This is a genomic window from Micromonospora sp. CA-263727 (assembly GCF_050942455.1).
In the GTDB taxonomy this organism is placed as follows: Bacteria; Actinomycetota; Actinomycetes; order Mycobacteriales; family Micromonosporaceae; genus Micromonospora.
This window is the reverse complement of record NZ_CP192031.1, coordinates 269,728-290,159: the sequence shown is the minus strand read 5'-3', so window position 1 is coordinate 290,159 and position 20,432 is coordinate 269,728. Positions and strand designations below refer to the sequence as shown.

General features: G+C 71.8%; 18 protein-coding genes, 1 tRNA gene and 1 pseudogene. 11 read left to right on the top strand and 9 right to left on the bottom strand.

Features of this window, described 5'->3' with window-relative positions; genetic code table 11:
• Positions 1-100: 100 nt before the first annotated feature.
• Complete coding sequence (locus ACQPYA_RS01325; RefSeq protein WP_433530809.1) at positions 101-1,255, top strand: acyl-CoA dehydrogenase family protein; 1,155 nt, start codon at positions 101-103, stop codon at positions 1,253-1,255.
• 52 nt (positions 1,256-1,307) lie between these two features.
• Here the strand turns inward: ACQPYA_RS01325 and ACQPYA_RS01320 are convergent, their stop codons facing one another.
• On the bottom strand, positions 1,308-2,708 hold the full coding sequence (locus ACQPYA_RS01320) for a M48 family metallopeptidase (RefSeq protein ID WP_433530808.1): 1,401 nt from the start codon (positions 2,706-2,708) through the stop codon (positions 1,308-1,310).
• A gap of 154 nt (positions 2,709-2,862) precedes the next feature.
• On the opposite strand from ACQPYA_RS01320, the pseudogene ACQPYA_RS01315 reads away from it, so the two are divergent.
• Positions 2,863-5,319, top strand: a pseudogene (locus ACQPYA_RS01315) (ATP-binding protein); the annotation flags it as partial.
• Positions 5,320-5,597: 278 nt separating this feature from the next.
• Here ACQPYA_RS01315 and ACQPYA_RS01310 read toward each other — a convergent pair.
• Positions 5,598-6,110: a MarR family winged helix-turn-helix transcriptional regulator gene (locus ACQPYA_RS01310; RefSeq protein ID WP_433530807.1), complete on the bottom strand. Its 513-nt coding sequence runs from the start codon at positions 6,108-6,110 to the stop codon at positions 5,598-5,600.
• 101 nt (positions 6,111-6,211) lie between these two features.
• Between ACQPYA_RS01310 and ACQPYA_RS01305 the strand changes: the two genes are divergently transcribed.
• The gene (locus tag ACQPYA_RS01305) at positions 6,212-6,793 is read left to right on the top strand and encodes a YceI family protein (protein WP_433530806.1); all 582 of its coding nucleotides are present in this window, start codon (positions 6,212-6,214) and stop codon (positions 6,791-6,793) included.
• Positions 6,794-7,055: 262 nt separating this feature from the next.
• Positions 7,056-8,534 (top strand): glutamate--cysteine ligase, encoded by a 1,479-nt coding sequence (locus ACQPYA_RS01300; RefSeq protein ID WP_433530805.1) that lies wholly within the window; start codon positions 7,056-7,058, stop codon positions 8,532-8,534.
• A gap of 31 nt (positions 8,535-8,565) precedes the next feature.
• Here ACQPYA_RS01300 and ACQPYA_RS01295 read toward each other — a convergent pair whose 3' ends face one another.
• Positions 8,566-9,915: a hypothetical protein gene (locus ACQPYA_RS01295; protein ID WP_433530804.1), complete on the bottom strand. Its 1,350-nt coding sequence runs from the start codon at positions 9,913-9,915 to the stop codon at positions 8,566-8,568.
• A 122-nt stretch (positions 9,916-10,037) separates the two neighbouring features.
• Between ACQPYA_RS01295 and ACQPYA_RS01290 the strand changes: the two genes are divergently transcribed.
• Complete coding sequence (locus ACQPYA_RS01290) at positions 10,038-10,712, top strand: PASTA domain-containing protein (protein ID WP_433530803.1); 675 nt, start codon at positions 10,038-10,040, stop codon at positions 10,710-10,712.
• Between the two features lie 179 nt (positions 10,713-10,891).
• The gene (locus ACQPYA_RS01285; protein ID WP_433530802.1) at positions 10,892-11,635 is read left to right on the top strand and encodes a PASTA domain-containing protein; all 744 of its coding nucleotides are present in this window, start codon (positions 10,892-10,894) and stop codon (positions 11,633-11,635) included.
• Between the two features lie 15 nt (positions 11,636-11,650).
• Here ACQPYA_RS01285 and ACQPYA_RS01280 read toward each other — a convergent pair whose 3' ends face one another.
• Together ACQPYA_RS01280 and ACQPYA_RS01275 are read right to left on the bottom strand one after the other, a co-directional pair.
• A complete protein-coding gene (locus ACQPYA_RS01280) occupies positions 11,651-12,100 on the bottom strand; it encodes a hypothetical protein (RefSeq protein ID WP_433533343.1) in 450 nt (149 codons plus the stop codon).
• A gap of 99 nt (positions 12,101-12,199) precedes the next feature.
• Positions 12,200-12,487: a hypothetical protein gene (locus ACQPYA_RS01275; protein WP_433530801.1), complete on the bottom strand. Its 288-nt coding sequence runs from the start codon at positions 12,485-12,487 to the stop codon at positions 12,200-12,202.
• 473 nt (positions 12,488-12,960) lie between these two features.
• Between ACQPYA_RS01275 and ACQPYA_RS01270 the strand changes: the two genes are divergently transcribed.
• From ACQPYA_RS01270 to ACQPYA_RS01260, 3 genes are all read left to right on the top strand, one after another.
• Positions 12,961-13,842, top strand: a complete 882-nt coding sequence (locus ACQPYA_RS01270; protein ID WP_433530800.1) for a helix-turn-helix domain-containing protein — start codon at positions 12,961-12,963, stop codon at positions 13,840-13,842.
• Positions 13,812-14,033: a DUF397 domain-containing protein gene (locus ACQPYA_RS01265; RefSeq protein WP_433533342.1), complete on the top strand. Its 222-nt coding sequence runs from the start codon at positions 13,812-13,814 to the stop codon at positions 14,031-14,033. The genes ACQPYA_RS01270 and ACQPYA_RS01265 overlap by 31 nt, the downstream gene beginning before the upstream one ends.
• Positions 14,034-14,228: 195 nt before the next feature.
• Positions 14,229-14,639 (top strand): hypothetical protein, encoded by a 411-nt coding sequence (locus ACQPYA_RS01260; protein WP_433530799.1) that lies wholly within the window; start codon positions 14,229-14,231, stop codon positions 14,637-14,639.
• On the opposite strand, the gene ACQPYA_RS01255 is transcribed toward ACQPYA_RS01260, so the two are convergent.
• Entirely contained in the window at positions 14,607-15,209 is a 603-nt protein-coding gene (locus tag ACQPYA_RS01255; RefSeq protein WP_433530798.1) for a hypothetical protein, read from the bottom strand. The genes ACQPYA_RS01260 and ACQPYA_RS01255 overlap by 33 nt on opposite strands.
• Positions 15,210-15,428: 219 nt before the next feature.
• Here ACQPYA_RS01255 and ACQPYA_RS01250 point away from each other — a divergent pair, with 219 nt between their 5' ends.
• Entirely contained in the window at positions 15,429-17,300 is a 1,872-nt protein-coding gene (locus ACQPYA_RS01250; RefSeq protein WP_433530797.1) for a S8 family peptidase, read from the top strand.
• 58 nt (positions 17,301-17,358) lie between these two features.
• On the opposite strand, the gene ACQPYA_RS01245 is transcribed toward ACQPYA_RS01250, so the two are convergent.
• From ACQPYA_RS01245 to ACQPYA_RS01235, 3 genes are all read right to left on the bottom strand, one after another.
• Positions 17,359-18,156 carry a WecB/TagA/CpsF family glycosyltransferase gene (locus ACQPYA_RS01245; protein WP_433530796.1) on the bottom strand — a complete coding sequence of 266 codons (798 nt, stop codon included), beginning with the start codon at positions 18,154-18,156 and terminating at the stop codon, positions 17,359-17,361.
• Complete coding sequence (locus ACQPYA_RS01240) at positions 18,153-19,268, bottom strand: NAD-dependent epimerase/dehydratase family protein (protein WP_433530795.1); 1,116 nt, start codon at positions 19,266-19,268, stop codon at positions 18,153-18,155. Before ACQPYA_RS01240 ends, ACQPYA_RS01245 begins: the two co-directional genes overlap by 4 nt.
• Positions 19,269-19,333: 65 nt before the next feature.
• Positions 19,334-19,419 (bottom strand) — tRNA-Leu (locus ACQPYA_RS01235).
• A gap of 227 nt (positions 19,420-19,646) precedes the next feature.
• Between ACQPYA_RS01235 and ACQPYA_RS01230 the strand changes: the two genes are divergently transcribed.
• Complete coding sequence (locus ACQPYA_RS01230) at positions 19,647-20,429, top strand: FhaA domain-containing protein (protein WP_433530794.1); 783 nt, start codon at positions 19,647-19,649, stop codon at positions 20,427-20,429.
• Positions 20,430-20,432: the final 3 nt, after the last annotated feature.

Genomic DNA, 20,432 nt, shown 5'->3' with positions numbered 1-20,432 from the left:
CACCCCCGGCCGGGACCACGCCGTCGACGCGCACCAGCCAGCACGACCACCGTCGAGGCGTCACGAGCGTCCGGCGGCCCGTCCACACAGGAGGAACCCGATGGACTTCCGGCTCACCGAGGAGCACGAGGCGCTGCGTGCCAGCGTGCGGGACTTCGCCCGCGAGGTGGTCGCGCCGGTCATCGCCGAGCACTACGAGCGGCACACCTTCCCGTACGAGGTGATCCGGCAGATGGGCAAGATGGGCCTGTTCGGCCTGCCCTTCAGCGAGGAGTACGGCGGGATGGGCGGCGACTACTTCGCCCTCTGCCTGGCCTTGGAGGAGTTGGCCCGGGTCGACTCCAGCGTGGCGATCACCCTGGAGGCGGCGGTCTCGCTCGGCGCGATGCCGATCTACCGGTTCGGCACCGACGAGCAGAAGGCCCGGTGGCTGCCGAAGCTGCTCAGTGGCGAGGCGTTGGCCGGGTTCGGGCTCACCGAGCCGGGCTTCGGCTCGGACGCCGGCGGCACCGAGACGCGGGCCGTGCTGGACGAGGCGGCGGGCGAGTGGGTGATCAACGGATCGAAGGCGTTCATCACGAACTCGGGCACCGACATCACCGCCCTGGTCACCGTCACCGCGGTCACCGGTCTCCGGCCGGACGGCGCGAAGGAGTTGTCCACGATCATCGTGCCGAGCGGGACTCCCGGCTTCACCGTCGCGCCCGGCTACTCCAAGGTCGGCTGGACCGCCTCCGACACCCATGAGTTGACCTTCGACGACTGTCGGGTGCCGGCGGAGAACCTGCTGGGCGAGCGCGGCCGGGGCTTCGCCCAGTTCCTGCGCATCCTCGATGAGGGCCGGATCGCCATCGCCTCGCTGGCCGTCGGCCTCGCCCAGGGCTGCGTCGACGAGTCGATCAAGTACGCGGGCCAGCGCCAGGCATTCGGCCAGCCGATCGGCAACTACCAGGCGATCCAGTTCAAGATCGCCGACATGGAGATGAAGGCGTACACCGCCCGGCTGGCGTACTACGACGCGGCGGCCCGGATGCTGGCCGGCGAGCCGTTCAAGCGCCAGGCGGCCATCGCCAAGCTGCACGCCAGCACGATCGCGGTGGACAACGCCCGGGAGGCGACCCAGATCCACGGCGGGTACGGCTTCATGAACGAGTACCCGGTGGCCCGGTTCTGGCGGGACTCCAAGATCCTGGAGATCGGCGAGGGCACCTCCGAGGTGCAGCGCATGATCATCGCCCGCGACCTGGGGATGTGAACACCGCCCAGGACGGGGGCGGGCCGTGTCGACGCCGTGGCAGCCGCCCGGGTCAGCCGGTCGGGGCGGTGGGCCCCAGCCAGCGCCGCAGACCCGGCGCGTCCTCCGCCTCCCGGCCGGCCTGGGCGATCACGTCTCGGGCGTCGACCCGGTCGCCCCGCGGCCCGACCAGTACGCCCCGGACGGCGGGATGCGCCAGCCGCCAGCCCCGCCGCAGCAGGTTCTCCTCGACCAACCAGATCAGCACGTCCGGCGGTTCGTCGCCCAGCTCCCAGTCGTGCGGATGATCCGACAGCTCGTCGACCGGCACGTCGAGGGCAGCGGCCAGCACCTCCCGGGGTCGCGTCCGGACCACCTGGAAGACCTCCACGTCGTCGACGGGCTCCCGGCCCAGCACCAGGGCGACGTCGCTGCGTACCCTGGTGACGTCCCGGATGGCACGCCGGAGCCACCAGCGCGGTGGCGAGTCGGCAAAGCTGGACCAGCGGATGTAGCGCGGGTAGGGGATGTCCATGATCCGACGGGTCACCCGGCGGCGCTCCCGCTCCGACAGCGGCGGGACCGGCACGGGGTCGGCGGTCAGGGTCACCGAAAGCGGCGCGTGGCCCAGGGCGCGCAGCGCGACGGCGAGCCGGGGGTGGATGGTGGCCAGCAGTTGCGCGTCGTCGGCAGCCCAGTCGGACTCGCCGAGGCCGTGGTGCAGCGCCCGCCGCCAGCCGTCGTCCACGTCGCTGATGCCCACCTCGACCGGCCGCCACCAGCGCTGTTCCGGCACTCCGGAGTTGTCCAGGAAGCCGGCGTACTCGTCGGCGACGAGGCTGGCCAGCGCGAACGCGCGGGCCGCCGGGTCGACACCGCCGGCCGCCAGCACGGCCGCGTCGTCGGCGTCGCGCTGCGCCTCGGCGGCGAAGCCGGCCAGCGTACGCCGCAACTCGGCGGCCCGCCGCTGGGCGCGGCCCTCCTCGTACGACTCGGCCTGCACCGCGTCGGTCCAGAGGTCGAGCAGGCCGGTGACGAGGTCGGCATGGCGGTGACGGAGCAGGGCGAGCCGGTGGCCGACCAGCGCCCGCAGTTCGGCGGTGGAGAGGCAGGCGAGCAACGGAAGCCCGATCTCCAGATGACGCTGCCGGTACGCCACCGTCACGTCCACCGTCGGTGTGGCGGTGAGCAGCACCCGCCCCGGCATCGGGGTGCCCAGCCGCTGCGCCGTCGCCGCCACCAGGTCGTACAGCTCGGGGTGGCTCTTCGGGGTGACCGGCACGCCGCCCCGGTTGCCGAGCCGGGCGGAGCCCGCGCCGACCAGGGCCAGCAACGCTCCCCACAGCAGCATCACCGGCAGGACGACCACCAGGGCCACCAGATAGGTCAGCGGGCCGAGTATTCCGTTGTGCCGGGCGAGCAGCCAGCGGGCCCGCCACGTTCCCAGGCCACCGGGCAGCCGGTCGTACGACATGGGCGGCATTGTCACCGCCGCCGACTAAATCGATCAACGGCTGTTCGTCCAGTACCGGCCAACGGCCGGCCCGCTGTCGGGTTTCGGCATCGACCGGTCGGGTGGCTGACGCTCAGGTGTCCGGTGTCGGGCCTGGCCCGTAATGTCCCGGGCCATGACTTTGGGTCATGATCGTTCGTCCGGGCCGCCCGCGCACGCCGGCCTCCCGGAGGTGCTGCGGGCACACCGCTTGGCGGCCGGCCTCACCCAGACCGACCTCGCGGCCCGCGCCGGCATCGGCGTACGGACGGTCCGTGACCTGGAGCGGGGACGCTCCTCGCGGCCGCAACGCACCACCGTCGAGCTGCTCGCCGGGGCGCTCGAACTGGCCGGCGCAGCCCGGACGGCGTTCCTGGCCGCCGCGCGGGGAACGGTCCCCGCCGCACCACCGTCCGAGCCGGGTACCCGACTGGACCTGCCGCCACCGCCGGATCTGATCGGCCGGGAGCGGGATCTGACCGAGCTGGCCACGATGTTGACCGATCCGCGCGGTCCTCGGGTGGTGAGCCTGGTGGGGCTGGCCGGCGTCGGCAAGACCGCACTGGCGCTGGCGGCGGTCCACGCCGTCGCCGCCGCCCACCCCGGCGGCGCCGCCGGGGTGCTGGTCGGTGCCGGGTCGGACGCGGCCGACGTGCTCGCCGCCTCGGTGACGGTCTTCGGCGTGGCCCGGCTGACGGAGCTGACCGCCCGCCTCGACGACCGACGGGCGCTGCTGCTGGTGGACGCCGCCGAACGGGCGCCCGACCCGGTGGCCGGGACGTTGCAGCGGCTCATCGGCGCGGTGCCGTCGCTGCGGGTGCTGGTCACCGGCCGGCACCCGGTGGGGCTGCCGGGCGAGTGGGTCCGTCCGGTGTCGCCGCTGGACGTGCCACCGCCGGGCGACACCGATCCGGCGACGCTGGCCAGCTATCCGGCGGTGGAGCTGTTCACCGCGCGGCTGGCCCAGGTGCGGCGGGAGCCGCCGTCGGCGGACGAACTGCCGGCGCTGGCCGCACTGGTGCGCCGGCTGGGCGGCCTGCCACTGGCCATCGAGCTGATGGCGGCGCGTGGCCGGCTGCTCGATCTCACCGAGCTTCTCGACCGGTACGGCGACCGGGTGCTGGACCTGGACACCTCCGCCGCGACCCGCAGCGGCTGGGAGGCGGGCCAGTCGCGGGGCGACGACGCGCGGACGGCGGTGGCCGAGACGCTGCGGGACGCGGTGGCGACCAGTTACCGGCTGCTCGCCGACGAGGAGCGGGCGGCGCTGCGCCGGCTCGCCGCGTTCGGCAACCGGTGGTCCGTCGAGCTGGCCGAGCAGATGCTCGCCGGCACCGGGATCACCGCTGATCCGGTTCCGCTGCTGAACCGGTTCCTCGATCTGGGGCTGCTGAACGTACGCGGGACCGGGCCGTTCCGTTTCCGGCTGGTCGACGCGGTCCGGGACTACGCGGTCGAGCAGGCGTCCGGTTCCGGCGAGTCGACCGTGATCCGGCGTCGGCACGCCCGGGTGGTCACCCGGCTGGTGGAGCGGACCGCGCCGGGGTTGACCGGTGCCGGTGCCACCGCCGCGGCGCACCGCCTCGACGAGGTCACCGGTGACATCAGCTCCGCGCTGGCGTACGCGGCGGTGGACGACCCGCTGACCGCGCTGCGCCTGGCGGCCGGCCTGCCGTGGTGGTGGCGGCTGCGTGGGCGTGACGTGCCGGGTCGGCAGTGGCTGCTGCGGCTGCTTGCCGACCCGCGTACCGCCGACGCTGATCCGGCGCTGCGGGCGTGGGCGTCGCTCGGGGTCGCGATGCTCGCCGGTGAGCACGGCGCGGCCGGTGCCGAGGTGTCGAGGGCGCACGCCGCGCTGGAGGCGTTCCGGCGGCTCGGCGACGTCCCGGGCGAGTTGGAGGCGCGTACCGTGCTGGGTGCCCTGCTGGCCGCGACGGGCCGGCCGGGCCAGGCGCGGGAGCAGGCGGAGGCGGTGCTGGCGGTGGCCACCGAAGGCGGCCTGGTCCGCCAGATGGCGGTCGCGCAGCACCACCTGGCGTGGCACGAGATCCGGGTGGGTGACCTGGCCGCCGCCCGACGCCGGCTGGCCACCGTCGACCGGCTCGCCGGGCAGTGCGGCCAGCAGCGCCTGCGGGTGCTGGCGCGGGGCACGGTCGCGGAGGTGTTCCGCCTGGAGGGCCGGTACGCCGACGCGGCCGACGAGGCGCGGCGGGTCCTGGCGGCGTTGGCCGACCTGGGCGCGCCGCGACACCGACGCCGGGTGCTCGGCACGTTGGGGCTGGCGCTCGCGCAGGACGGTCGGGCGGCCGAGGCCGCCGAGGTGCTCGTCGAGTTGCGCCCGCTGGACGGGCCCGGGGCGCTCGTCGAGGGGCACCTGGCCCTGCGCCGCGGCGACCGGGAGGCAGCGGCGGAGTGGTTCGCTGCGGCGGCCGAGATGGACGCGGCGGATCGGGACCGGCGTACGACGGTGGAGGCGCTGGTGGGCCTGGCCGTGAGCACCTCCGACCCGACCGTGCTCGACCGGCTGGAGCTGGCCTGCCGGGACGCCGGCATCCGGCTGTTGCCGCACGAAGAGGAACTGCTGCACGTGCTGCCGGTGGCCCGGAGCGGGCTGCCCACGGAGGCCACCGCTGGGCACGGCTGGCCGGGCGAGGGACCCGGCCAACCGGCGGCGGGAACGGGGGTGGCGCGGGCGAGGAAGCCCCCTTTTGTTACCCCTCGCTCATCGCCCGCGCCGGTGCCCCCCACTGCGCCCCCGCTGTAGCGAGATTAGCGAGGCACGGCCCGATGATCTGTCGGGTTTGATGAGCTATCGCCCATTGGTCAATTGGTTCTGCCGGTCTTTCTGCCGGTGGTGTCACGCTGGGCTGGTCATCCGAACACCGATGGTCCCGGGTTGGCCGGGGTGGATCCCCCGCTGCCGGCGGTGGCGCACGGGTGCACCGCGTCGCGTACCCGACGCAGGCCGTCGAGCATCGCGCTCAGCTCCGCCGGTTCGAGTTGTCCGGTGAACCAGTCTTCGATGAGCTGAAGGTGGCCGGGCAGGCTCTCGTCGAGCCGGCGCAGGCCGGCGGCGGTCACCATCGCGTGCGAGCTGCGCCGGTCGGAGGGGCAGGCGCGCCGGGCGATCAGGCCGTCCCGTTCCATCCGGTCCACCACCCGGGTGACGCCGCTGGTGGAGAGGGAGGTCTGCGCGGCGAGGTCGGTCATCCTCAGTTGGTTGTCGGGTGACCGGCTCAGCCGGGTGAGCACCTCGAACTCGACCGGCGACAGTCCGTGTTCCTCCAGTTGGGCGGCGAACCGGGCGGAGAGCCCGGCGTACACCTCGAAGAGCAGGCCGACGGCGGTGATCCGCGGGTCGTCGAACACGTTCGGGTTCACCATCCCATCGTACCAATCCTTGACAGAGGGAATATTGCCGCGACTATAGTTGCTGACGCAGCCGTTGGGCTACTAAACAAAATCTTCCCGGAAGGCAGTCTCTCATGACCAGCAGCACCGAGCCGGTTACCCGCGAGTGGAACGGCCTCACCATCCCGGCGGCCGGCACCTACCTGCTGGATGTGGCGCACAAGCGGGTGGGCTTCGTCGCCCGGCACATGATGGTGAGCAAGGTCCGCGGTGAGTTCGCCGACGCCAGCGCCACGATCACCATCGCCGAGGAGCCGCTGGAGTCCTCGGTCACCGCCACCATCCAGGCCGCCAGCATCAACACGGCGCAGAGCGACCGGGACGCGCACCTGCGCAGCCCGGAGTTCCTCGACGCCGAGCAGTTCCCCACCCTGGAGTACCGCAGCACCGGCGTGAAGTCCGAGGGCGGCAACGAGTTCGTCCTCACCGGTGAGCTGACCATCAAGGGCGTGACCCGTCCGGTCGACCTGAAGGTCGAGTTCGAGGGCGTCGGCCGCAGCCCGTTCGGCCAGGACATCTTCGGCTTCTCCGCGAGCGCCGAGATCGACCGCGAGGAGTTCGGCCTGACCTGGAACGTTGCCCTGGAGTCCGGCGGCGTCCTGGTCGGCAAGAAGATCAAGATCGAGATCGAGGGTGAGGCCATCCGGCAGTCCTGATTCCCGGCACTCTCCGAAAGGCCCGCGCCCGGACGCGCGGGCCTTTCGGCTGCCCGCATGAGAGCTGTGGCGGATCACGGGGTTTCCGTCCGCCTCGCCGTGCCCGGCGTTCCGTTGCGCCGGTCCCTTCCCGGCCGGTGACACGTAAACGCTGACCAGCGATGGTGCGATCGGCTCGACCGGTTCGGCGCGCTTAACGAGTATGGTTCACAATGCGCTGCGGAACGGCACCGTTCCGTCGCGTCGCGCGCCGGGAGGACACATGGGCAGGGACGTCGATCGAACCGCCTTCTCCCGGGAGGACCGGGTCCGATACCGGCAGAAGGTCCGCCGCTGTCTGGATGTCTTCGCGCTGATGCTGGACGACTTCGGTTTCGACGCCGACCGGCCGATGACCGGGCTGGAGATCGAGCTCAACCTGGTGGACCCGGCGGCCGAGCCGGCGATGCGGAACGAGGAGATCCTCGCCGCCATCGCCGATCCCCTGTTCCAGACCGAGTTGGGGCAGTTCAATCTGGAGCTCAACGCCAACCCTCGGCTGATCTCCGGCGGCGGGTTCGCCGACTACGAGCGTGACCTGCATGGCAGCCTGAACAGGGCGAACGAGCGGGCGGCGCGGTCGGACACCCGGATCGTCCTGGTCGGCATCCTGCCCACGCTGAACGAGCGCCACCTGGTGGCCGACAACCTCTCCACAAACGAGCGGTACCGGGTGCTCAACGACCAGATCGTCGGCGCCCGGGGCGAGGACATCGAACTCGACATCCGGGGCGTCGAGCGACTGCGGACGCACACGGACTCGATCGCCCCGGAGGCGGCCTGCACCAGCCTCCAGTTCCACCTCCAGGTCGCGCCGGACAGCTTCGCCGACTACTGGAACGCCTCACAGGCGATCGCTGCCGCGCAGGTGGCGGTCGGTGCCAACTCGCCCTTCCTCTACGGCCGGCAACTCTGGGCGGAGACCCGGATCGCCCTCTTCGAGCAGGCCACCGACACCCGGCCGGACGAGTTGAAGGCCCAGGGCGTACGCCCCCGGGTCTGGTTCGGGGAACGCTGGATCACCTCGATCTTCGACCTGTTCGAGGAGAACGTCCGCTACTTCCCGCCGTTGCTGCCGATCTGCGAGAGCGAGGACCCGGTGGAGGTCCTGCACGCCGGTGGCGTACCCGAGCTGGCCGAGCTGCGGCTGCACAACGGCACCGTCTACCGGTGGAACCGGCCGGTGTACGACATCATGGACGGCCGCCCGCACCTGCGGGTGGAGAACCGGGTGCTACCGGCCGGGCCGACCGTGGTCGACATGCTGGCCAACGCCGCCTTCTACTTCGGGCTGGCCCGCGGTCTCGCCGAGGCCGACCGGCCCATCTGGAGCCAGCTCACCTTCAGCTCGGCCGAGGAGAACTTCCACGCCGCCGCCCGGCGCGGCATGGATGCCGTACTGCACTGGCCGCGGCTCGGCGACGTGTCGGTGACCAGGTTGGTACTCGACGTGCTGTTGCCGATCGCCGCCGCCGGGCTCGACGGTTTCGGGGTGACCCCGACCGAGCGGGACCGCCTGCTCGGCATCATCGAGCAGCGCTGCCGGAACGGCCGCAACGGCGCGGTCTGGCAGACCGCCACGGTCTGGGCCGCCGAGCGACACCGGAACCTGGACCGCCGCGCCGCCCTGCACCACATGCTCCAGCGCTACGCCGAACTACAGTGCACCAACGAGCCGGTGCACACCTGGCCGATCGACTGACCACTCTGGCCCGGCGCTCTCACCGACGGGTTCAGCGGGGTCGGCGGGGCGGTCGGGCCCGGCGTCCGGCCTCCTCCGGCGTCGAGTCGGCATCGGACGAGCCGGCCGGCTTCGAGGCACCGCTCGTTCCGCCGGCCGATGCCGGCTCGTCTACCGACTGCTGGGCCGGCGTCGGTGTCGAGGCTGTCGGTGCCGCCGGAGCGGCGGGTGCCGGCACGTCGGCGGGCGTCGGGGACGTGCGTCGCCGCCCGGTGCCGCCGGTGGTGGCGCGGGCTCCGGTCCTGACGCCGACGGTCGCCGGCTCGCCGGCCGTCTTCGTGGCGTCCTGCCCGGTCCGCTGCCGAGGCACCGTCGCCGTGGATACGCCGTCGCCGGCCGGGCGGCGCTGCGGGTGTCGGGCCGCCCGTTGGGCGAGCGCCGCGACCAGGACGGAGCCGCCGATTCCGACGATCACCGCGTACGGGGCGATGAGGTGGGCCGACACCTGCTCCGGGCTGATCGCGGTCAGCCTCGGCACGGCCAGGAAGTACGCGACCGCCACCAGCAGCGGTCCGGCGGCACCCGAGGCGGTGGCACCGACCCGCCGGCCGGCCTCGCGGACGCCGCGTCGAGCGGCCAGCGTGCCGATCAGCAGCGCCGATCCGAGCGAGAGGACCGCGCCGGGCCAGTAGAAGTAGTCCCGGATCCAGAACTGGTCGCTGCCCGAGCTGAGCTGCCAGATGCCCAACTGCGCAGTGGTCAGCCCACGGCCGGCGAGTACCGAGTCGACGACGGCGACCACCGCGAGCAGCCAGAGCCAGCCGGCGGTGGCGATGACGTTGGTGGCTGCCGCCCGGCAGCGCAGCGCCCAGAGTGCCACCAGCGCCCCGACGAGTACGCCGAGTGCCGCGTATCCGGCCGCCATGTCCCGGGGGGACGGCGTGTCCGGGACCACCGCGACCCGGGCCGGTACGGCGACCAGCAGCACCGTGATCAGGGCACCCACTGCGGCGGCCACGGAGAGGGTGATCCACCACAGCCCACCACCGTCCGGCCGGCCGAGATCGCCGTGGCTGTTCCCGTCCGGCTGGCTGTCACCGTCCGGCTGGTCGGCGTCGGCCGGTGAATCTCCACTGCCCAGCGCTGCCGCGCTCGACGTGACCGTGCCCGTGCGGCGGTCGTGCAGCCGCTGCGCACAGACCGCGCCGAAGATGGTCGAGGTGGCGGCGATCCAGGTGGCCCAGATCAGGCTGGCCACCCACGCCGCCGTGCCGCCGGCCGCCTCGGCCGGTGCCCAGTTCAGGATGCCCAGGCCGTACCCGAAACCCAGTTGAGCGGCCCCGGCGCCGGCTGCCACGCCGGCCGCGGTGGCGATCGATCCTCCCCAGCCCTGTCTGGCCATGCCGGGCAGCGTAACGTCCTGTGGTCGGTGCGGCGAGTCGTGCGCGGTACCGGGTGGTGAACGGTGACGGAGAGTGCTTGGCGCCGACGAGTACGGTCGCCGGTGATGAGGCGGTGGGCGGTATGACGGACGGAACCACGGAGCGGGAGACCGGGCGCGACGACGCCGGCCCGGACCGGGTGCCGCTGATGGTCGGCGGCGGAATCGCTGCCGCCCTGCTCGCGGTCATCGGGGCGGCCGGCGGCTGGGTGCTGGCCGGCGACCAGAGGCCGCCGGTGAAGGCGCCCGCCGATGCGGCCGGCAGTCGCAGCCCCAGCGTCCAGGCCAGCCCCACACGCGGGCGGCCGACACCGACCCCCGCGGCCACCAGCACCGCCCCGACCCAGCCCACCGGGCTGACCGTGCCGGACCTGGTCGGCGAGGACTTCGAGGAAGCCCGGGAGGAGCTGCGGAGCCTGGGACTGGGCTGGCAGTTGGTCTTCGGCAGCGGTGCCAGCTCCAGCGTGCGGAGCACCAAGCCGGCGGCCGGTGCGCCGGTGAGCCGCGGCCACACCGTCGTGATCACCGTGGCCGGTGCCGCGCCGCCGAACTCGGTGCCGGACCTGCTCGGGCTCAACTGCCGCGACGCGGGGGCCCAACTCGTCGACGACGGGTTCTCGCCCCGCTATCCGAACCGACGGGCCGGGAAGGTCACCGCACAGGACCCCGCCGGTGACACCGTCGGCAAATGGAACGACATCGTCTCGATCTGGTGTGGTGACCTGCCGAACGGCGACGAAAGCCCGCCGCCGCAATGACGGGCACCCGACACGCTGATGCCGGCCGATGGCCTGCGGAACCGTTAGGTTGACCTTCGAGGGCCCTGATGCCCGCCCGGTCAAGGAAGGCGGAATGCCGGCATGAGCGAGCGTCAGCGAGCGAATCATCGGTGCAGCGCGGTGGTGCCTCATGGCGCGCAGCGAAGCGGAGTGCCGGCATGAGCGACGATCGCCAGGAGCCGCCCGAGGACGCGACCCGTCGGCTGCCGCCGGCCGTCGGCGGTCCGGACGAGACCGCGCCGCTGGGGCGTACCCCGGAGGAGGCGGCGCCGGAGGAGACCGCGCCGGTGCCGCCGACCCAGCGCTCCGGGGCGGCGGCGTGGTCGGGGCGCGCGGAGGTGCCGTCGGTCCGGCCGGGCGCCGACCGGGAGACGTCGGGCAACGAGTGGTACGCCGACGAGCCGGCGGGCCGGCCATGGTTCCTGCCGATCCTCTGGGGCGTCGTCCTGTTGCTGCTGCTCGGGCTGCTCGGCGTCGGGCTGTGGCTGGCCCGTCAGGCGCTGGACGAGGGTGGGTCGACTCCGCAGTCGCCGCAGCCGACGACGCAGCCTGCACCGACCACCGCGTCGGCCTCGCCGACCACGCGTTCGCCCTCACCCGCGCCGACGACGAGTTCGGCAGTGGCCCAGGTGCCGGTGCCGCCGCTGGTCGGCCTGCCCGAGGCGGCGGCGCGGGCGATGCTGGAACAGCTCGGTCTCGACTACCGGATGCAGTACCGCCCGTCGGACCGGCCGGCGGGGACCGTCATCGCCACCGAGCCGGAGGCGGGTCAGCTGGTCGAGGCCGGCGACGAGGTCACTCTGGTGGTGGCCGCGGCCAGCCCGAGCCCGTCGGCGACCACGGGTACGCCGACCAGTTCGCCGAGCACGGAGCCCACCGCCACGGCGAGCCCCACCGGATAGGAACGACCGGCAGGTCTACCACATGCGGCGTCTGGTGCCGACCAGCCCGAGCCCGGCAAGGGAGATCGCCAGTCCGAAGACGCCCGACCAGAACAGTGAGCGACTGAGTTCCTGGCGGGTGTGCCCACTGGTCCGGGCGGAGGCGTCCGGCTCATGATCTGGTGAGTCGGCTGACCGGCCGGAGCCGCCGTACCGCTCGGCCGGATCGTCGGTCGGCTCTCCGGCCGTGTCGGCGGGGGCGAAGTCGTCCCAGGCGCCGGGCATGTCGTCGGGTCCGGTCGGGTCGCTCTCGACCACGGTGATCTCCGGTGCCGGGACAGGTTCGGCGAGCCGGGTGGAGGACAGAGCGGGATCCCGGATCAGTACCACCAGGGTGGTGGCGGCACCGAGCAGTGCCAGGAGTCCGAAGGCGTAGGCGATACGGGACCGGTGGGGCCGCCGCGCGGGCAGATTGACCATGGCCATCCCAGGTTCGGGGTCCATGACGCGCGGGGTGGAAACCTGCCGGGGTGGGCATACCGATTCTATGGTGCCGACATGCCCCCCGGCGGCGGTTCGTGGTGCTCAGCCCACCCGGACCGGAGTCCGGGCGTTCGGCCGACGGGCCGGGCGCACCGTGTGCGGACGCGGCTGCGGTGCGGCCTGTGCCTGCCGCAGCCCTTCCCGTTGGACGAAGATCGAGCGACGGTTGACCGCATCCCCCGCCGCGTTCAACTCGTAGCCTTCGAGCCAGAGCCAGCCGTCGTAGGTGGGCCGGTCGAGCACCCGGATCACTCGGAACAGGATGGGTCTGAGGAACTGGACACTCGCCGCGCGTGTCACGTGCAGTACGTCACCGGAGCGGGGAAGCACATGGGCTCCTGGAAGGGTCGGCCGGCGGGGAGGCCGGCGAGGCTGAACGGGGGGATGTTCGGCTCCGGCGACGAGGTCGTGTCTCGTGGGCCGGTTCGTGGAGCTGGCATGGTCGGTGCCGGATTCGCTGGTGGCGTCATGTCGCCCGACCTGGGTCGTGCACCCCACCGCCTCCACCGTGTTGATCACGTGGGGAGATCGCGTCGGAACGGTGCGTGACCCGTGTCATACGGAACAGAGTGCATCAGGGTCGTGCTTCATGCAAGTTGCACGTCGACTTTTGCCGATACGTGAGCGGCACGCACGAAACGGCGCTTGAACGTGCCACTACCCGGACGGCACACTGAGACCGGTTTCGCCCGCCGCGGCCGGTGCCGGACCGGCTCCACCCCCAAGCCGCGAACGTCCGCCCCGATGGTCGCGCCCGAGGGCGGGTGGCGACAGCGGCGCGTCGAGGCGGAGAGGTGACAGCGGTGAGCGAGCGGCGCAGCCCGACCATCCGGCGGCGCCGGCTCGGCGCGGAACTGCGCCGCCAGCGCGAGTCGGCCGGGATCACCATCGAGACCGTCGCCGAGCAGTTGGAGTGCTCGGCGTCGAAGATCTCCCGGATCGAGACCGGCCACACCACGGCGACCCCGCGGGACGTGCGGGACATGCTCCGGATCTACGGGGTGGTGGGCGCGGAGAGCGACGAGCTGGTGCAGATCGCCCGTGAGGCGCGGCAGAAGGGCTGGTGGCATCCGTACAGCACGGTGTTGGTCGGGGCGTACGTGGGCCTGGAGGCGGCCGCCAGCTCGATCCGGGCGTACGAGCAGCAGGTGGTGCCGGGGCTGCTGGAGACCGAGGAGTACGCCTGCGCCATGATCCGGGCAGCCCGGCCGGATTTCGACCAGGATCAGGTTGAGAAACGGGTGCGTGTCCGACTCGACCGTCAGTCGTTGTTGACCCAGGATGATCCGGTCGATCTGTGGGTGGTGCTCGATGAGGCGGTGGTGAGCCGTCCGGTGGGCGGGGACGCGGTCATGCGTGACCAGCTCAATCGGTTGGTGGAGGTGGCCCAGCTGCCGAACGTGACGCTCCAGATCCTGCCGTTCGCGCAGGGGGCGCACGCCGGCATGGACGGCACCTTCACGATCCTCAGCTTCCCCGAGCCCGGTGATCCGGATGTCGTGTACGCGGAGAACGCCACGGGTGGGCTCTTCCTGGAGAAGAGTGACGAACTACAGAAGTACAGCTTCATCTTCGATCACATTCGAGCAGCGGCCATACGTCCGGAGGAGTCCGTCGAGTACATCGCGAGACTGGCAGAGGAGCCGTTGTGGAAGTGGCGACGCAGGGATTCTCCGTGGACCTGACGCGGGCAAATTGGTTCAAGAGTTCGAAGAGTGGGCCGAACTGTGACAACTGCGTGGAGGTGGCGTACGTGACCGGGGCGGTCGGCGTCCGGGATTCGAAGGACAAGGCCGGACCGGCCCTCGTCTTCGCTCCCGGCGGCTGGCACGCCTTCGTCGCCGGCACCAGGGACGGCGCGTTCGGCCGGGGCTGACTGCCGGAACAGTGGTGACGGTCCCCGCCCGGCCTGGCCGGGCGGGGACCGTGGCGTTGTGCCGCAGGCCAGTTCCGGTCGGCATGATCCGCCGGCTCCCGTCGCCACATCGTGCCCGTCTCGTTGTACCTCTCGGTACGCGCTGGTCGACATCCCCCCGACAGGGCGGGTAACCGAGCGAGGCAGGCGAGACGGATGACGAGTATCGGGTCGGAGAACCTCACCAACGGGCCGGGAAAGCCGGAGCGGTTCGGCGGCAAGTACCGCGGCGCCCGGCGGGACACGGTGTTGACCGAGGTGGTGTCGACGGACACCGAGCACGCCGGGCGGGAGAGCGCGGCGGTGACCGAGCAGAGCGGGTCGCCGCTCACCCTGCCGTCGCTGGATCCGAACCCGCTCACCGAGCCGTCGTTTCCGGCGTCCGGCTGGTCGGCGTCGGTGGAGGAGAACGGCTCGCTCGTGGACCACCCGCTGCTGCGTGGCCTGTTGATGGAGTTGCCACCGAAGGGCAGCGTGCCGCCACCCGGCTGGCTGGACCGCTGGTTCGAGGCGACCCGGGCGATCCTGGAACTGCTATACGTGCAGGGCGCCGGCCGAGCGCGCTGACACCACCGCCCGCTCCGGCCTGGCCCGCTCGGCGAGCCGGTTGTGGCGCAGGGCATGGCGTACGCCGATGGCAACGATGCCCAGCGCCCCGACGGTGATCGCGGGCCCGGTCGCCCCGGGCCCGAAGAACTGGCCGGCGCCACTCGCCTCGATCAGGGCCGGCAGCAGGGCCAGCCCGGTTACCTGCAAGGGCATTCCGATCAGCGGGTGGGCGGTCGCGGCGCGCAGTCCGTGCGGTGCCGGTGTCCGGGGCGCGACGGCCAGCGTGGCCGCACCGGCCCGGAGCCGGCGTACCCGGCGCACCGTGCAGATCGCCACCACCAGCACCGGGATGGCCGCGAGCGCGAGCCCGCTCGCGGCCTGGTCCGCCGTGCTCGCCCCGGTGGTGGCCAGCCCGGCGATGGGCAGGGCCGCCGTCAGGGCGAGCCCGATCAGGGTCAGCGTGAGCAACCAGCCGGCGCGCCGGTGAAGCTCGCGGGCGTGGGTCATCCGGGGCAACCCGTCGGCCAGATAGCCGGCGACCCACCAGACGGCGACGACCGGAAGCAGAAGGGCGAGATGGCTCTGCATGTCCATCAGCCTTGCCCGATCCGTGGTTCGGCGAATCCGGGCCCACCCCCCGTTCGTCCCGTACCCGTCCCCGTAGGGGGACATCCCGTTGGTGTTATGGAGGATCCGGCATGTTCATGAGTCTTCAGGCGGCCAATTACCCTCACCTCGATCGGCATTTATCGATCAAGCTGTCACCGGCAGGTCGGCGATCGGTGCCGGTCAGAGGGAGGTAGGGAGATGGCTCTTCCACACAGGTCCGTACTCGTCGGTCTGGCCGCGCTGGCCATGGTGGCGACGGCGACCCCGGCCATGGCCGCCGAGCCGGTCGGCACGATCCGCAGCGCCGGCGGTGCCACCGCCGTCGAAGGCAGCTACATCGTCGTGTTCAAGAACAGCGAGGTCAGTCGGGCCGCGGTCGGGTCCTCCGTGGACCGGCTGCTGAGTCGGCACGGGGGCGCGACGGCCCGGACGTACCGCTCGGCCGTCCGCGGCGCCGAACTGCGGGTCAGCGCCCGGGCCGCGGCCCGGATCGCCGCGGACCCCGCAGTCGCGTACGTCGAGCAGAACCACACCGTGTCGATCACCGCTACCCAGCCGAACCCCCCGTCCTGGGGCCTGGACCGGATCGACCAGCGCAACCTGCCGCTGGACAGCTCCTACACGTATCCCAACACGGCCACGAACGTGACCTCGTACGTCATCGACACCGGCATCCGGACCAGCCATTCGGACTTCGGCGGCCGGGCGACCTGGGGCACCAACACCGTCGACACCAACAACACCGACTGCAACGGCCACGGCACCCACGTCGCCGGTACGGTCGGCGGCTCGGCGTACGGGGTGGCCAAGGGCACCCGGCTGGTGGCCGTGAAGGTGCTCAACTGCCAGGGCAGTGGCACCAACGCCGGTGTCATCGCCGGTATCGACTGGGTCACCGCGAACGCGGTCAAGCCCGCCGTGGCCAACATGAGCCTCGGCGGCGGCGCGAGCACGGCCACCGACAACGCCGTGATCAACTCGATCAACTCCGGCGTCACGTACGCGATCGCCGCCGGCAACGGCGACATCCTCGGCAACCGGCAGAACGCCTGCAACTACTCCCCGGCCCGCGCCGAGCCGGCGATCACCGTCGGTGCCACCCAGAGCAACGACGCGGCCGCGAGCTTCTCCAACTTCGGCACCTGTGTGGACATCCTGGCGCCGGGGGTGGGCATCACCTCGGCCTGGCACACCAACGACACCGCGACGAACACGATCAGCGGGACCTCGATGGCGTCGCCGCACGTCGCCGGGGTTGCCGCGCTGGTGCTCTCGGCCAACCCGTCGTGGACCCCGCAGCAGGTCCGGGACTACCTGGTCAACAACGCCACCCCGAACGTGATCACGAATGTGGGCACCGGCACCCCGAACCGCCTGCTGTACGTGGTCAACGGCAGCACCCCGCCGCCGACCAACGACTTCTCGGTCTCGGTCTCGCCGACCTCCGGCTCCGCCGCGCCCGGCGGCTCGGTGACCGCCACGGTGGCCACCGCCACCACCAACGGGTCCGCCCAGTCGGTCAGCCTCTCGGCCAGCGGCCTGCCGTCCGGGGCGACCGCCTCGTTCAGCCCGGCCACGGTCACCTCGGGTGGCTCGTCGACGCTGACCATCAGCACCTCGGCCAGCACCCCGGCCGGTACGTACACCGTGACCGTGACGGGCACCGCGGCCTCCGGCAGCAAGACCGCGACGTACTCGCTGACGGTGACCGGCACCGGCGGCGGCTGCTCCGGGACGAACGGCACCGACGTGCCGATCCCGGACGCCGGCGCGGCGGTGACCAGTTCGATCACGATCGCCGGCTGCAACCGGAACGCCTCGTCGGCCTCGACCGTCGCGGTGAACATCGTCCACACCTACCGCGGTGACCTGGTCATCGACCTGCTCGCCCCGGACGGCACGTCCTACCGGCTGAAGAGCAACAACATCTTCGACAGCGCGGCCAACGTCAACGCCACCTACACGGTGAACCTGTCCAGCAAGGCGGCGAACGGCACCTGGCGGCTCCAGGTGCGGGACGTCTACGGCGGTGACACCGGCTACATCAACACCTGGACGTTGACCCTCTGACGTCCGTAACGGCACCGGGCCCCTGGCAGCACGCCAGGGGCCCGGTCGCGTACTCCGGTCAGACCGCGAACCCGGCGGGCGGTTCGGTAGCCGGGGCGGGCGGGCGAGCCTTCCACAGCCCGGTCTTCTGCGCGAACAACCGGCCCAGGTAGGCCGGGTTGAGGATCACGTAGCGCCGCCACAGCCGCTTCGGCTCCAGGCCGAGCCGCCAGAACCACTCCAGCCCGGCGCGCTGCATCCACGGCGGGGGCTGGCGCAGCAGCCCGGCGTGGTAGTCGAAGGCCGCACCGACCGCCATCAGTGGCATGTCCAGCAGCGGGCGCATCGCGTAGGTGAAGACCTCCTGGCGGGGGCAGCCGAGCCCGACCAGGACGAGCCGGGCCCCGCTGGCCCGGATCCGGTCGGCGATCTCGGCGTCCTCGCCCGGCCGCACGGCGCGGAACTTCGACGCCTCCACCCCGGCGATCTTGAGGGCCGGGAACATCCGCTCCAGCGCCGGGATCAGCCGGGCCAGGGTCTCCTCGGTCGACCCGTACAGGTAGACCGGCAGGCCCTCGTCGGCGAAGCGGGAGAGCACGTGCAGGGTCAGCGTCGGCCCGTAGACCCGATCGGTGAGACCGGCACCGTGCAGCAGGTTCAGCGCCCAGCGCACCGGCTGGCCGTCCGGGGTCACCACGTCGAAGGAGTTGAGCCGGGCGTTGTGCGGCCGGTCCAGCACCCCGGTCATCACGCCGTGCACGGCCAGCGCGGTCAACGCCAGCGGGCGGCGCTCCTGCGCGGCGGCCACCACCTGCTCGGTCGCCTCCGCGTAGTCGGTGGCGTCGACCAGGACGCCGAGGACGTTCTTCTTGGTCATGCTCCCGGCACCCACTTGTCCACGTTGGCCTCGTAGATCTCACGCATGATCATTGGTACGTCGTACACCTGCTTCCAGTCCGGGTAGTCGGCCTGGAACGCCTCGTTGGAGCCGATCCACCACTTGTGGTCGCCGATCCGGTTGGCCTCGACGTACTCCGAGATCATTTCCTGGCCGGTGATCCGCTCGGCCTCGGCGAACGCCTCGCGCATCGAGGTGTTGGAGTGCCGGCCGCCGCCGAGGTTGTAGACGGCGGCGGAGCGCGGGTTGCGGAAGAACGCCTCGAAGGCGGAGACCACGTCCGAGCTGTGGATCGCGTCGCGGACCTGCTTGCCCTGGTAGCCGTAGATCCGGTACATCCGGCGTTCCATGTTGGCCCGCATCAGGTAGCCGAGGAAGCCGTGCAGCTCGGTGGCCGAGTGCGCCGGACCGGTCAGCGTCCCGCCCCGGAAGCAGGCCGTCCTCATGTCGAAGTACCGGCCGTACTCCTGCACCATCACGTCGGCGGCGACCTTGGAGGCACCGAAGATCGAGTGCAGGCAGGCGTCGATCGACATGTCCTCGCGGATGCCCTGCTCGTACGGGTGGCCCGGCTCGATCTCCCAGCGGGTCTCCAACTCGACCAGGGGCAGGCTGTTCGGCCGGTCACCGTAGACCTTGTTGGTCGAGCAGTGGATGAACGGGGCGTCGGCGCAGTGTTCCCGGACGCTCTGTAGAACGTTCAGCGTGCCGGCGGCGTTCACGTCGAAGTCGGTGAACGGATCGCGTACCGCCCAGTCGTGCGAGGGCTGCGCGGCTGTGTGGATCACCACGGCGACGTCCCGGCCGTACCGCTGGAAGAGCGCGCCCAGCGCGCCGCGGTCCCGGATGTCGATGCTGTGGTGCGAGTACGCGTCACCCAGCTCGTCGGTCAGCCGGCGGACGTTCCATGCGGTGGATGCCTCCTCACCGAAGAACTCCTGCCGCATGTCGTTGTCGATGCCGACGACGTCGAGACCGAGGCCGGCAAAGTGCCGGACCGCCTCGGAGCCGATCAGCCCGCCCGAGCCGGTCACGAATGCGACACTCACATGCCACTCCTGGTGCGTCAGAGGCCGAAACCATCGGAGCATAGCGTGACGTCCGGTACGCCCCGATACGGAGCAAGGGCCCCGCGTCGCCGCGAAGCCCTCGTCTGTGGTGGGGAAGGGGGGAGTTGAACCCCCACGCCCTTTCGGGCACACGGACCTGAACCGTGCGCGTCTGCCATTCCGCCACTTCCCCGTGGCATGACCCTCAGCAGCGTATTCTGTGCCGCTCCCGCTGTCGCCAGCGGGCCCCGGCCATGTTACGCGACCCCAGGTCCTCGCCGCGAATGGCATTCGCTGCGGTGAGCGGTTACCGTTCGTGGCGGACGAAAGAGTAGCACGACAATCCGGGGCCGTCCGAGCAGGCCATCGCCTGCCGGCCGAGCGGCGTGTGAGCTGCGTGCGCTCTGGGCGGATACCATCATGTCCTCGGGACCCGAGGAGGAGCCGGTGAGCGTGCTGCAACGCTTCGAGAAGCGTCTGGAAGGCCTGGTCGAAGGGGCCTTCGCCAAGGTCTTCAAGGGGGTCGTGCACCCCGTGGAGATCCTCAACGCCATGCAGCGGGAGGCCGAGGCGCACAAGGCCATCCTGGCCGGTGGGCGCACATTGGTGCCCAACCGCTACGTGATCGATCTCTCGCCGTACGACCACAGTCGGCTGGCGCCGTACGCCGCCGCGCTGGCCCAGGAACTGGCCCAGTCGCAGGCGGAGTTCATCGGCGAGCAGGCGTGGACGGTCTACGGCGACGTGATCGTCGAGATCGAGCGCGGTGAAGGGCTGGACACGGGCATGTTCCGGGTCACCGCCGAGGTCTACACCGGTGGCGAGGTCGCCCCGGCGCCCGGCTACGACGCCGGCCAGCCCGCCTACCCGTCGTACGACCAGGGTGGCGGCTACGGCCCGCCGGCCGGTCACGGTGGCGGCCGCAACGTGCGGCTGGTCTCCGGCGATGGCCGCACCTACCCCCTACAGATGGGCTCGACCGTGATCGGTCGCGGCGACCAGGCCAACCTGCGCCTGCCGGACGTCGGCATCTCCCGGCGACACGCCCGGCTGGACTTCGACGGCGGCCAGGTCGTGCTGACCGACCTCGGCTCCACCAACGGCACCATGGTCAACGGCCAGCGGGTCTCGGCCGTGGCGCTGAACCCCGGTGACATGATCCAGCTCGGTACGACCACCCTGACCTTCCGCGTGGACGGCTGATCC

What these genes read in the sequence shown, in the direction of transcription:
- ACQPYA_RS01250 (WP_433530797.1), top strand. Translation starts at nt 15,429, where the DNA reads ATGGCTCTTCCACACAGGTCCGTACTCGTCGGTCTGGCCGCGCTGGCC.
- ACQPYA_RS01245 (WP_433530796.1), bottom strand. Translation starts at nt 18,156, where the DNA reads ATGACCAAGAAGAACGTCCTCGGCGTCCTGGTCGACGCCACCGACTAC.
- ACQPYA_RS01305 (WP_433530806.1), top strand. Translation starts at nt 6,212, where the DNA reads ATGACCAGCAGCACCGAGCCGGTTACCCGCGAGTGGAACGGCCTCACC.
- ACQPYA_RS01300 (WP_433530805.1), top strand. Translation starts at nt 7,056, where the DNA reads ATGGGCAGGGACGTCGATCGAACCGCCTTCTCCCGGGAGGACCGGGTC.
- ACQPYA_RS01320 (WP_433530808.1), bottom strand. Translation starts at nt 2,708, where the DNA reads ATGTCGTACGACCGGCTGCCCGGTGGCCTGGGAACGTGGCGGGCCCGC.
- ACQPYA_RS01295 (WP_433530804.1), bottom strand. Translation starts at nt 9,915, where the DNA reads ATGGCCAGACAGGGCTGGGGAGGATCGATCGCCACCGCGGCCGGCGTG.
- ACQPYA_RS01255 (WP_433530798.1), bottom strand. Translation starts at nt 15,209, where the DNA reads ATGCAGAGCCATCTCGCCCTTCTGCTTCCGGTCGTCGCCGTCTGGTGG.
- ACQPYA_RS01325 (WP_433530809.1), top strand. Translation starts at nt 101, where the DNA reads ATGGACTTCCGGCTCACCGAGGAGCACGAGGCGCTGCGTGCCAGCGTG.
- ACQPYA_RS01285 (WP_433530802.1), top strand. Translation starts at nt 10,892, where the DNA reads ATGAGCGACGATCGCCAGGAGCCGCCCGAGGACGCGACCCGTCGGCTG.
- ACQPYA_RS01310 (WP_433530807.1), bottom strand. Translation starts at nt 6,110, where the DNA reads ATGGTGAACCCGAACGTGTTCGACGACCCGCGGATCACCGCCGTCGGC.
- ACQPYA_RS01230 (WP_433530794.1), top strand. Translation starts at nt 19,647, where the DNA reads ATGTCCTCGGGACCCGAGGAGGAGCCGGTGAGCGTGCTGCAACGCTTC.
- ACQPYA_RS01290 (WP_433530803.1), top strand. Translation starts at nt 10,038, where the DNA reads ATGACGGACGGAACCACGGAGCGGGAGACCGGGCGCGACGACGCCGGC.
- ACQPYA_RS01240 (WP_433530795.1), bottom strand. Translation starts at nt 19,268, where the DNA reads ATGCTCCGATGGTTTCGGCCTCTGACGCACCAGGAGTGGCATGTGAGT.
- ACQPYA_RS01260 (WP_433530799.1), top strand. Translation starts at nt 14,229, where the DNA reads ATGACGAGTATCGGGTCGGAGAACCTCACCAACGGGCCGGGAAAGCCG.
- ACQPYA_RS01280 (WP_433533343.1), bottom strand. Translation starts at nt 12,100, where the DNA reads ATGGCCATGGTCAATCTGCCCGCGCGGCGGCCCCACCGGTCCCGTATC.